This is a genomic window from Sphingopyxis sp. (genome assembly GCF_035565275.1).
Taxonomy (GTDB): Bacteria; Pseudomonadota; Alphaproteobacteria; order Sphingomonadales; family Sphingomonadaceae; genus Sphingopyxis.
In genome coordinates this window covers 30,813-42,917 of record NZ_DATMST010000346.1, presented here as the reverse complement: position 1 = coordinate 42,917, position 12,105 = coordinate 30,813, and the positions used below count along the sequence as shown (strand labels likewise).

Sequence of the window (12,105 nt, the reverse complement as noted above, 5' to 3'; positions counted from 1 at the left end):
GCGTCAAGTTGGGCCGGGATGCATCCGTGTCGCCGGGCCCGAGGAACAGAAAATTTGAGGTCGATTTCTGTGCTTCGATCATTAAGTTGCGCGCCATGAACAAGCCCGTCCTGCTCGCCGGCCTCGCCGCCTTCGCCCTGATCTCTTCCCCCGCAGCCGCGCAAAAGTCACCCGAGGCGACCGCCGAAGCCGCGCTCCGGAAGGCGCCGGTGTTCGACGGGCACAATGACGTGCCGTGGGCGCTGCGGGGACGCGTCGACAATGTCATCAACAATTTCGACTTCGTCGATACGACCGACACCGCCCGGCCCGACGCGACCCCGCCCGAGATCGCGATGCACACCGACCTTCAGCGGCTGCGCAAGGGACGCGTGGGTGCGCAATTCTGGTCGGTCTATGTGCCCAGCAATCCCAACGAGCAATTGGCGGTACAGCAGACGCTCGAGCAGATCGACGTGATGAAGCGCCTGGTCGCGCGCTATCCGGACGATCTCGCGCTCGCGTCGACGTCGGCCGAACTCGAAAGGGCGATGAAGGCTGGCAAGATCGCCGGAATGCTCGGCATGGAGGGCGGCCATTCGATCGGCTCGTCGCTCGCGGTGCTGCGCCAGATGTACGACCTCGGTGCGCGCTACATGACGCTGACCCATTCGAAGAACCTCAATTGGGCCGATTCCGCAACCGACGCGCCCGCGCACGACGGACTGACCGATTTCGGACGACAGGTCGTTCGCGAAATGAATCGCATAGGGATGATCGTCGACCTGAGCCACGTCAGCGAGGCGACGATGAAGGATGCGCTCGAAACGTCGAAGGCGCCGGTGATGTTCAGCCATTCGGGGGTGCGTGCGGTCAATCCGCATCCGCGCAACGTCCCCGACAGCGTGCTGCCCGCGGTGAAGGCCAATGGCGGGATCGTCATGGTCGTGCTGCTGCCAACCTTTCTCGACGCCGATGTCCGCGCGCAGGGGCTGGCGCGCACCGCCGAACAGGCGAGGCTGAAGGCAATGTATCCGGGCGATCCGGCGGCGGCCGATGCCGCGCTCGAGACGTGGGATGCGGCCAATCCGGTGCCGAAGACCAGCGTCGCGAAGGTGGCGGATCATATCGACCATCTCAGGAAGACGATCGGGGTCGATCATATCGGGCTCGGCGGCGACTATGACGGGATGGATTCGGCGCCGGCCGGTATGGAGGATGTGTCGGGTTACCCCGCGCTGTTCACCGAACTCGCGAAGCGCGGATATGGCCAGGCCGATCTCGAAAAGATCGCAAGCGGCAATATGCTGCGCGTACTGAAGGCGGTCGAAGCCTGTGCGGCGAGCCAGAAGGGCCAGCTTCCGGGTGAAACGCCGGTCGCGAAATAGGGGTCAGGGACGACGGCCGAACGGCCACTCGACCGCCCCGCTTGCCCACAGCGCCCACCAGATGATCAGCGGCTGTGCGGCGAGGCGCGGGCCGTGATACCACCAGCTCAACGTTTCGCCGTCGATCGCGATCCGGGCGAACGCATGGTGGAAGTTCGCGGGCCAGACGCACAGCGCATAAAGTGCGAGGGCCCGGCCCGCGGCCTTGCGCGCGGCGGGGATCGCCAGCCCGATCGCGCCCACTATCTCGGCAACGCCGGTCGCCGCGACCACCATGTCGGGCCGCGGCACCCATGGCGGGGTGATCGCGAGGAACGGAGCGGGGGTGGCGAGGTGGCGATAGCCTGCATAGCCATAGGCCAACGCCAGCAGCCAGCACAGCGCGATACGGATGCGCGCTTTCAACGCCCGATCGCGCCGAGCATCGCCTCGATGCTGGTGAATTTTTCGCGCGGATTGCCGTCGAGCGCCGCCTTGACCTCGGCCGCTTCGATCCGGCGCCAGTCGCGGAAGGTGACGGGGGTGACGTTGCGGCTCGCGAGCAGCGCATCGAGTCCCGCGCGTCCGGCCTTGCCCGCGCCGCGTCCGATATCATCGATCACCATTTCGCCGATGCGCGCGCCATCGGGCTTGTTGGTGCCGATCGTCCCCGACGGCCCGCGCCGCGCCCAGCCGACGGCATAGAGCCCGGGCAGGATCCGCCCCTCGTCGCTGGCGAAGCGGCCGCGGCCGTGTTCGTATGGGACGCCGGGAATCGGGGGGGTCTGATAGCCGATGCAGCTGACGACAAGCCCGGCATCGACCGCATAGGTCTCCCCCGTGCCGTGGCTGCGCAGGTCGGCATCGAGCGTCGTGCGTTCGACAATGACGCGCTGGACACGTCCGTCGCCTTCGATCGCGACCGGCATGGCGAAAAAGTCGAAGTCGATCGTCACCGGCTTGGCGACCGGGTTTGCGGTGAAGCTGCGCAAATGCGTCACCGACTTGCGCATTCCGGGCTCGAGCATCGCATCGTCGCCCTCGGGCGGCAGGTCGGCGGGGTCGACGCGCGGGCTGGCGCGCTCGAGATGCCCGAGCTCGCCGAGTTCCTTCGGGGTCATCGCGATCTGGTGCGGACCGCGGCGGCCGAGGATCTGGATGTGCCGCACCGCGCTCGCTTCGAGCGCGGTGCGCGCGTGCGCGACGATGTCGCTGCCCGCGAATTCGCCCGGCGTCTTGGCAAGGATCCGCGCGACGTCGAGCGCGACATTGCCGTTGCCGATCACCGCGACCCCGGGGGCATCGAGCGGCGGATCAAGGTCGGCGAAATCGGGATGGCCATTGTACCAGCCGACGAACGCGGCGCTGCCGATCACCCCGGCGAGATCGGCGCCGGGGATGTCGAGCGGCCGGTCGTTCGGCGCGCCCGTCGCGAGCACCACCGCGTCATACAGGCCGACGAGTTCGTCGATCGTCACGTCGGTGCCGACCGAAACATGGCCGACGAAACGGACATTGTCGGTCAGTGCGGTGCCCTCGTAGCGACGCGATACCGCCTTGATCGACTGATGATCGGGGGCGACGCCGGTGCGGATCAGGCCGTAGGGGACGGGCAGGCGGTCGATGACGTCGACCGCGATATCCTCCGCCTTCTGCAATGTTTCGGCGGTATAATAGCCCGCGGGACCCGACCCGACGATCGCGACATGACGCATCAGTCCACTCCTTACGGGTGTTCCGCGCCGGGGCGCGACCCCCTTTATTGTTGATGCGATGCTAGCGGCGAAATGCGTGAGGGCAAGCGGGCTTGTTCAAGTCGCCCCGCCGGTCTTGACAGCAGGCTCGCGCAATCATATTGCGCCCGCCTCATTGCCCCGTCGTCTAATGGTAAGACTACGGATTCTGATTCCGTCTATTGAGGTTCGAATCCTCACGGGGCATCCATGATTTTTCCATCAATATCCGAATTTCCGACGTTTTGGCGTCGTTCGGATTGTCTCGTTCCCACGCGTGGTTCGAGACGGGACAATCCGATTGTCGATAGACGTCTTGCGCAAGGCTCTTCTTCGGGAGAAAATTTGCAAGGCCCGCTTCAGGCGGAGCTGCAGCATCGGGCGCGGCACACCGTGTAGATGTCGGCCTTGCGCCTCATCATGCGGTCTCGCGTTCGCGCGGGTCCGAAATCCAGCCGGCCTCGAAGGCGGCGGGATCGCTGTCGAAGAAGCTGATCGCCTCTTCGATCACCCCGTTGTCGCGGACATAATCGCGCCAGTGCGCGAGCAGTTCGGCGAGCTTGTCGGGAAAGGTTCCGGCAAGATCATGGACCTCGCCGCGATCCTTCGAGAGGTCGTAGAGCTGCCATTGCGAACGGCCATCGGCGCCCGGTACATAGACCGCCTTCCACTCGTCCTTGCGGATCGCGCGGCGTCCGAACAATTCCCAGCCCGTTGCCGTCCCCCCGGGATGGATGACTTCGGCGCCGTCGAGCCAGGCGACGAAGCTGCGCCCCGACGGTTCGGCGACCTCGCGGCCCTTGTAGCGGGTGCCCGGATGATCGATGCCGGCGAGTTCGAGCAGCGTCGGCGTCACATCCTTCACCGTACCGAACACCTGCGAAATCTCGCCGGCGCGCTGGCCGCGGGGCGCACGGATGATCGTCGGGACCCGGATGCCGCCCTCGGTCGTATAGGTCTTGACCAGCCGTGACGGCGCGGTCGCGGCCTGCGCCCAGCGCGGCCCGTACCAAGCGTAGGACCCCGGACGGCCCAGATTGTCCAGGCTGTTGTCACAATGCTCCGCGATCAGCTTGGCAAAGACCGGGCCCATAATCGGCATCGCCTCGACGATCGCGCCCTCGGCGCCATTGTCCGAGAGGAAGATGACGAGCGTATTGTCATATTGCCCGGTGCTTTTGAGGTGGCCGATCACGCGGCCGACATTCTGGTCGATCCGGTCGACCATCGCGGCATAGATCTCCATCGTCCGTGCCGAATGCGCACGTTGGTCGGGGGTCTGGTCGGCCCATTCGGGCTCGCCCTCGGCGACGACCGCTGCGATCGTCGTGTCGGGTGCGACCAGGCCAAGATCCTTCAGCCGGTCGAGACGCCGCGCGCGGAGGGCGTCGGGGCCATCGTCATAGACGCCGCGATATTTCTGAATGTCGGCATCGAGCGCCTGCAGCGGCCAGTGCGGCGCCGAGAAGGGAAGATAGGCGAAGAAGGGCCGATCGTCGCCTGCGGCATCGGCTTCTCCGAAAAATTCGATCAGCCGCGTCGTGAAATAGTCGGTCGAATAGAAGGGCGTCGGCAGTTCGGTCACCCACTCGCCGTCTTCGGCATAAATCGGGCCGCGCGCCGCGATCCGGTCGAGCGGGCCGCCCCCGAAATGGTCGGCACCGCCGGGGAGCAAAGCGAAGCTGCGTTCGAACCCGCGCGCGTGCGGCGCGCGGTCGAGCGTGTGCCCGAGATGCCATTTCCCCGAGAGGATCGTGCGATAACCCGCGTCCCGAAGCAGTTCGGGAAGCGCCGCGACGCTGTCGTTGAGATAGCCCTCATAGCCCGGTGCGCCCTTGAAGTCGGGGCGCACGGTCTCGATCATCGAGCCGATGCCGGCGATATGATGATCGACGCCTGAAAGCAGCATCGCGCGCGTTGGCGAGCAGGCGGGGGCGGAGTGGAAGTCGGTGAGACGCACGCCCTCGGCGGCGATCGCGTCGAGGTGCGGCGTATCGATCTCGCTGCCGAAGGCGCCGAGGTCGGAGAAGCCCATATCATCGACGACGATGAGCAGGATGTTCGGGCGCGAATCTTTGGTCTCGGTCATGGCGGGTTCCCTGGACAGGAGATGGAGATTATTCGGCCTGCGGTACGCCGAGTTCGGCGAGCAGCCTGTCGCGCAGCGCCCCGAAGTCGGCATCGCCGGCGCGACGCGGATTCGACAGGCGCACGCGCTCGTCGAATGCGATACGGCCCTCCTTGAGGACAAGGATGCGGTCGGCGAGCAATATCGCTTCCTCGACGTCATGGGTGACGAGCAAGGTCGCTGGACCATGCGCTTGGCAAAGATCGCCGATCAGCCGCTGCATCTTGAGCCGGGTCAGCGCGTCGAGCGCGGCAAAGGGCTCGTCGAGCAGCAGCAGCCGGGGTTCGCGAACCAGCGCGCGGGCGAGCGCTGCGCGTTGGGCCTCACCGCCCGAGAGTGTCGCCGGCCAGGCATCGGCGCGGTGTGCGAGATTGACTTCGGTGAGCGCGGCCTCGGCGCGCGATCGCGTTGCGGCTGCGCCGCCCAGCCCGATGACGACATTCTTCCAGACCGTCTTCGACTGGACGAGGCGCGGCTCCTGAAAGACGACCGTGCGGGCCTCGGGCACCCAGGCCTCGCCGCCGTCGGGGGCGTCGAGACCGGCGAGGATACGCAGCAGCGTCGTCTTGCCGCTGCCCGATGCCCCGAGCAGCGCGACGAATTCCCCGGCGTGGACCGTCAGGTCCAGCGCATCGAGGACGACGTTGCCCGAAAAGCTTCGGGTAACGCCCGCGACCTCGACCGCGACCGGATGGTGCGCGAAGCCGGGTTCGGCGACCTCCCGGGCGGCGGCGAAATTATAGGAAATGACCGACATGGGGAAAATGTCTCCTAGCGGACCGCAACGCTGGCGCGCCACGGCATGAAGTGTTTCTCGAGGGTGCGGACGATGAGGTCGGCGCCGAGGCCGAGCACCGCATAGATGGCGATGCAGATCAGGATCACGTCGACCTGCTGGTACATTTGCGCGCTGCCCAGCAGATAGCCGAGGCCTGCCGACGCGTTGATCTGCTCCGCCGCGATCAGAACGAGCACCGAGACGCCGAGCGCGAAACGCAGCCCGGTGAAGATCTGCGGCAGCGCGAGCGGGAGCACGACCTCGAGGATCAGGCGGCGGCCGCCCAGCCCGAAGCTGCGCATCGCCTCGATCACCTTGCGGTCGACGTTGCGCACCCCGGCATAGGTGTTGAGATACATCGGAAACATCGTCGCGAGCGCGATGAGGAGCAGCTTCGGCGCCTCGCCGATCCCGAACCAGACGATGAAGAGCGGGACGAGCGCAAGAAAGGGAACGGTGCGCAGCATCTGGAGAAGCGCATCGAACAATTCCTCGCCGAGCTTGGACAGTCCGGCGATCGTGCCAAGGACGAGCCCCAGGACGATCCCCGCCGCGCCGCCGGCCAGCGCGCGGGTGAGCGATGTCGCGACCTGATGGGCCAGTGCCTGTTCGGTCCAGAGCTGCTGCCAGCCCTGAACGAGCCCCGAAGGCGAGGGGAGGATTGACGGGTCGATCCATCCCGCGCTGGTCGAAATCGCCCAGGCTGCGACGAGGATCAGCGGACCGATGGTGCGGCGCGCGAACGACAGGCGTTCCGAGCGCCCCTTCGTCTGCCGGACCACGGGCTGGACGAGACGCCCCGGGTCGGTACGTGCGGGCACGGCGGTCGGCGCGTTCACTTCGCCGTCTCCTGCGCCGCGGCGATATCGTTGTATCGTTTGTCGAAGATCGCGGCGGCGTCGAGCTTCTTGCGGATCAGGCCCTCCTTGAGGAAGAGGTCGGCCTCGGCCTGGTGCTCTGCGATCACGTCGGCGTCTATCGGGGCATAGCGCGAGGGTGAACGCTCGATGATCCTCTCGGCGATCGCGGCGCTGACACTATATTGCTTCGCAAGCGCCGGGGCAGCCTCCTTCACATGTTCGCGCTGCCAGCGCTGCGCGCGCGCCGCGCGCGCGACGAGGTCGCCGATCGCCTTGGCCTTCGCGGGGTCGGCGAGCGCCGCCTCCGATGCGACGAGATAGTTGAAGCCCGGCGTGTAGTCGGCGCCGGTCGCAATGACCCGGATCTTGCCTGCCTGTTCGAGCTCGGAGAGGAATGGCTCGGTCAGGATTACCGCGTCGGCGGCGCCCTTGTCGAGCAGACCGGTGCCGAAGCCGGTCGCCTGCACCGGCCTGATGTCCTTCAGCGACAGGCCGTTTTTCTCGAGCAGGTTGGCGATAAAATAATGGAGCACCGTGCCCTTCATGAAGGTCACCGATTTCCCCTTGAGGTCGGCGGCGGTGCGGATCGGCGAGCCGGGCTTGACGACCAGCGCATAGGCCGACCCGCCGGCTTTCGCCGACTGGCTGACGGCAACGACCTTCACCGGGCTTCCGGCCGCCTGCGCGAAGATCAGCGGGGTCTCGGCCATCCAGCCGACGTCGATCGAGCCGCCGGTCTGCGCGGCGATGATCGGCGGGCCGCCGATGAAATTGGCCCATTCGATCCTGTAGTCGGCAGGCTGGCCTTCGCCCGCGACATCGAGCGAGGATTTGAGCGCGTGCAGCTGGTCGGCAACCTTCAGCGTGGTGCCGTCGGCGCCGCTGCCGGCGCCGCCGCAGGCCGAGAGTGTCAGCAGGGCGCCAAGCGCAAGGGCGCGGAGCGGAGTGAGGGAGAGTTTCATTTGGCCGATACCCCGTGCTCTGCGGTCAGGCGGTCTTGGGACCGACGGGGCGGTCGCCGACGATCGTGACGCGCTCCATGTGGCGCGCTTCGCTATAGTCGGGGACGGCATAATGCTGGGTCGAACGATTGTCCCAAAAGGCGATCGAGCCGGGCTTCCAGCTCCAGCGCACATGGAATTCGGGGCGCTTCACCTGATTGAACAGCTTCGCGAGCAGAGCGTCGCTCTCCGCCTCGGGGAGGCCGACGATGCGCCGCGTGAAGACCGAATTGACGTAGAGGACCTTCTCGCCAGTCTCGGGATGAATGCGCACCACCGGATGCTCGACAGGCGGAAAGCTCTTCTGGAGCGCCTCGCGCTTTTCCTCCGTGTCGAGGAAGCGCAGGAAGGTCTGCGTGTCGTGGATCGCGGTCAGCCCGTCGATCCGGGCCCTGGTTTCGTCGTCGAGCGTCTCGTAGGCCGCGACGGCGTTGGCGAAGACGGTGTCGCCGCCGAGCGAGGGCGACACGCGCTGGATCAGGATCGATGCCGCCGACGGGTCGGTGCGAAAAGTCGTGTCGGCATGCCAGTTGCCATCGCTCGTCTGGCGGTAGCCGCCGGGCAGCCGCTCCTTGAGCTCCTCCGAAATCAGCGGCAGGATTTGCGGATAGTCGGGTAGCGAAAAGACCGGATGTTCTTCGAGATCGCCAAAGGCCGCACCGAGCGCGATATGCTGCTCGCGGGTCAGATTCTGGTCGCGGAAGAAGATGACACGATATTTGAGAAGTGTGGCGCGGAGCGCATCATAGGTGGGCCGGTCGAGCGGCCTCGCGAGATCGATCCCGCTGACCAGCGCGCCGAGGCTGGGCTGAAGCGGCGTGATGTCGAAGAGTGCGGTAGCGGCGTTATGCTCGAGTGTCTGGACGGTCATGAAGAGTTTCCTTTGGGAAGACGGCGCGCCTGGCGCACGCAGGCAAGTCGGCGATCATATGCGATCCCGATGGAAGGCTGGGTGCCAATGGAGGTTCCGGCGCGCGCGGGACGGGGTGGCGCACCGCTATGACGCGGGGTTATCGCGGCGGGGGGATGTGCATCGTATCACCTCATTCAATGAGGGGAACACGATACCTGGCGCTGTCGCCTGAGCATCGCGCGCTTTAGCTGTTGGTAACGCGGAGCAAGCTGCTTCCCGGTCAAAAGCCGCGAATCCCGAAATTGCGTCCGGTCAGGATCAAGCCGTTAATTCAACTTGATTGGTTGAGTTGATCTCGTCAAGCATAGTTTGGCTTTCGAGCCACAAAGCGCCGCTCCTGTCGGTCGGCCTGGCGCCCGCGTCCCGCTCGGATTTGTGGGCACATGTCGGGCTTCGCACCGCCACGCCTGACAATGCATCCCGGTTTAGCGTCCGGATCCCGCCCGTTCGGGCAGGCAGGTGAAGCAGGCTTGCAGCTTGATGACGGACAGTATACGATATATTGTAGGAGTTAACGATTCGAAGTAAAAAACGGGAGGGTAGGGCTATGCGGATTAAATCGGCGATCCTGTGTTCGGCGGCGTTCGGGGCAATGGTGCTTGGATGCCTGCCCGGAAACGCGGTGGCACAGGAATCGGATGACGTTTCGGGTGATGCAGAAACACGTGACGACGCGACCATCGTTGTCGTCGGCATCCGGGGCAGTGTCGAGGCAGCCAACGACACCAAGCGCAAGTCGAAACAGATCGTCGATTCGGTGGTCGCCGAAGACGTCGGCAAGCTTCCCGACAACAATGTGCCGGAGGCGCTTTCGCGCGTGACCGGCGTGCAGATCGACCGCGCGCGCGGCCAGGGGCAAGGCGTAACGATCCGCGGTCTTTCCGAGATCCAGACGACGATCAACGGCAACCAGACCAATCTGGGCGATGGCCGCTCGCTCAATCTCGCCGACATTCCGGCCGAACTGTTGAAACAGGTCGATGTTTACAAGACGCGCACCGCGGACCAGGTCGAGGGCGGGATCGCGGGCACCGTCAATGTCGAACTACGCCGCCCGATGGATCTCAATCGCGGCTGGACGATCGCGGGCAGCGCGCGCGGGGTGTATGACGACATCTCCAAGAAGACCAGCCCCTATGGCAGCTTGCTCGTAGCCAACCGGATGAATGCGGGCGACGGCGAGATCGGGTTCCTGATCAACGCGTCGTGGGCCAAGAATTTCTACAACGAAAACTATATCGAGAGTGAATCGCCCTTCGACACGACGATCGACGGTTCGACGGTCGTGATCCCCTATCGCGCCCAATATGGTATCGAGGAAGGCCGTGTGACGCGCCCTTCGATCAACGCGGTGCTCCAGTGGAAGCCGAGCGACAACCTCGATTTCGTGCTTGAAGGGGGCTATCTTGGATCGCGCGAGAAGCGCTCGGTCGAGCGGCTATACGTGCAGGACATACCTTTCGCGCCAGCGGGAAGTTACAGCGACGTCGTGCTCATGCCCGATGGCACGACGGTAAAGTCGCTGACGATTTCCAACCCGAACGGGATCGCCGGGGGGATCGACTCGCTTTACAACTCGTTCCATTCGAACCTCTACACAACGAATTTCGAGACGCACTGGCGCGGCGACCGCGCCCAGATCAATGCGAGCATCCAGTATAACTGGAGCAACGAGGGCAATTATTTCGTCGAGCAGATCTTGCGCCCCGGCGCGCTGACGTCGGCAACCGTCGATTTCGCCTCGGACCAGTATAAGGGCGGGGTGCCGTCGATCACCTTCAACGGCGCCGACCTTTCCGACGTCAGCAGCTATGTCGTCGATCGTTTCCAGGACAACCGGGGCGGATCGAAGAACAGGGAATTCGCGGCGCAGGCCGATTTGACGCTGCGGCTCAGCGACGCGCATTTCCTGCGCAACCTCCAGGTCGGTTTCCGCTACAACCGCCGTCTCACCAGCCGATACTATGGCTATCGCGACGGCTTCCCGCGCATCGGTGGTGCGCGGACGCCGCTCACCGATTTTCCGGGCGGCGGCGACGCCAGCCTGACCGGGCCGACGATCGGCGGCATCGACAGCCTGTCCTGGTATCGTATTCCCGGCGCGAACGTCCTCGGCAATATCGATGCCATCCGCAGCTATATCCAGCAATATGATCCCGGCAACGCCGAGCGCTTTTCGAGCGAATTCCCGCCGAGCGACCGCGGCCAGACCTTCCGGTCGACCGAGAATAATTTCGCCTTCTACGGCCAGCTCAACTATGGCTTCGATGCGCTCGGTTTCCCGATCGACGGATCGGCGGGTGTTCGCTTCGTCAACACCTGGGGCAGTTCGAACAGCTTCAACTTCCGCCCCGGCGATGCGTCGAACGACTTTCAGGACATTGTCGAGGAATCCCCGGGGCGCGGCAATTACACCGACATCCTGCCGAGTTTCACCGCGCTGCTCCATTTCACGCCGAAACTGCAACTGCGCCTGTCGTATACGACCAACGTCCAGCGCCCGAGCTTCTATGACACGCGGCCTTTCTTTTTTGCCGAAACCCGCGCCGATCCGAAAATCATCTTCGCGGGCAATCCCGCGCTGGAGGCGCAACGCGAACAGGCATTCGACGCCAGCGCCGAATATTATTTCGGCCGTGGCGGGCTGATCTCGCTGGCAGGCTATTACAAGAAGGCAACGAATTTCCTCTACTATAGCCGCGAAGGGGACCAGCCGCTCGACATGTACGGGTTTCCCGGCGAAAGGGGTTTCGTCGAGCAGCAGCGCAACGCCGGCGACGGCACATTCGCGGGGATCGAAGGGTCGGTTCAGAGCTTCTTCGATTTCCTGCCCGGTTTCGCGAAGAATTTCGGGCTCAGCCTGAACGCCAGCCATATCCTGAAAGCGCGGGTGGAATATCCCTATCCCGAGGAATTCCCCGGCGCCTTCGATTCCCCGAACACGTCGAAGTGGACGGCGAACGCGGCGCTCTTTTACGACACGCCCAAGTTCAGCGCCCGCGTCGCGCTCAATTACCGCTCATCCTATCGTCTCTTCGTCTGGACGCAGAACCCCGATTATTCCTGGTATAGTGACGATACATACCGCCTCGACGCGGCGATCAACTACACGCCGGTGAAGTGGATGACGCTCTCGCTCGAGGGCGGAAATATCCTCGGGCACGACGTCTATCGCTATTTCGGAAAGGAAAACCTGCTGCCGCTCGGCGTCCGTACGCTGGGGCGGACCGTTCAGGGCAGCGTTCGTTTCCGCTTCTGACCCAAATATTGCTTCTCGATCGGTCGCAATCGGGGCCGCGGCATGAAAGTGCCGCGGCCCATTTGCATCCGGTCGTCAGAAGGACGT

General features: G+C 64.6%; 9 protein-coding genes and 1 tRNA gene. 3 read left to right on the top strand and 7 right to left on the bottom strand.

The features are described 5' to 3' along the window. Positions 1-95: 95 nt before the first annotated feature. Positions 96-1,367, top strand: coding sequence for a dipeptidase (locus tag VN047_RS22555; protein ID WP_325546711.1), 1,272 nt, complete (start codon positions 96-98; stop codon positions 1,365-1,367). 3 nt (positions 1,368-1,370) lie between these two features. Here VN047_RS22555 and VN047_RS22550 read toward each other — a convergent pair whose 3' ends face one another. Then, positions 1,371-1,772, bottom strand: a complete 402-nt coding sequence (locus VN047_RS22550; RefSeq protein ID WP_325546709.1) for a DoxX family protein — start codon at positions 1,770-1,772, stop codon at positions 1,371-1,373. Continuing rightward, positions 1,769-3,061 carry an FAD-dependent oxidoreductase gene (locus tag VN047_RS22545; protein ID WP_325546707.1) on the bottom strand — a complete coding sequence of 431 codons (1,293 nt, stop codon included), beginning with the start codon at positions 3,059-3,061 and terminating at the stop codon, positions 1,769-1,771. Before VN047_RS22545 ends, VN047_RS22550 begins: the two co-directional genes overlap by 4 nt. A 155-nt stretch (positions 3,062-3,216) precedes the next feature. On the opposite strand from VN047_RS22545, the gene VN047_RS22540 reads away from it, so the two are divergent. Beyond that, positions 3,217-3,290: transfer RNA gene (locus VN047_RS22540), tRNA-Gln, on the top strand. 207 nt (positions 3,291-3,497) lie between these two features. On the opposite strand, the gene VN047_RS22535 is transcribed toward VN047_RS22540, so the two are convergent. The 5 genes from VN047_RS22535 to VN047_RS22515 are packed head-to-tail and all read right to left on the bottom strand — an operon-like array spanning position 3,498 to position 8,717. Further along, entirely contained in the window at positions 3,498-5,168 is a 1,671-nt protein-coding gene (locus tag VN047_RS22535) for an arylsulfatase (protein WP_325546705.1), read from the bottom strand. Between the two features lie 28 nt (positions 5,169-5,196). Further along, the gene (locus VN047_RS22530; RefSeq protein WP_325546703.1) at positions 5,197-5,964 is read right to left on the bottom strand and encodes an ABC transporter ATP-binding protein; all 768 of its coding nucleotides are present in this window, start codon (positions 5,962-5,964) and stop codon (positions 5,197-5,199) included. Positions 5,965-5,978: 14 nt separating this feature from the next. Then, positions 5,979-6,824, bottom strand: coding sequence for an ABC transporter permease (locus VN047_RS22525; protein WP_325546701.1), 846 nt, complete (start codon positions 6,822-6,824; stop codon positions 5,979-5,981). After that, entirely contained in the window at positions 6,821-7,807 is a 987-nt protein-coding gene (locus VN047_RS22520) for an ABC transporter substrate-binding protein (RefSeq protein ID WP_325546699.1), read from the bottom strand. The genes VN047_RS22525 and VN047_RS22520 overlap by 4 nt, the downstream gene beginning before the upstream one ends. Before the next feature lie 25 nt (positions 7,808-7,832). Continuing rightward, complete coding sequence (locus VN047_RS22515; RefSeq protein WP_325546697.1) at positions 7,833-8,717, bottom strand: TauD/TfdA dioxygenase family protein; 885 nt, start codon at positions 8,715-8,717, stop codon at positions 7,833-7,835. Between the two features lie 589 nt (positions 8,718-9,306). Here VN047_RS22515 and VN047_RS22510 point away from each other — a divergent pair. After that, a complete protein-coding gene (locus VN047_RS22510; RefSeq protein ID WP_325546695.1) occupies positions 9,307-12,018 on the top strand; it encodes a TonB-dependent receptor in 2,712 nt (903 codons plus the stop codon). The last annotated feature ends 87 nt before the right edge of the window (positions 12,019-12,105 follow it).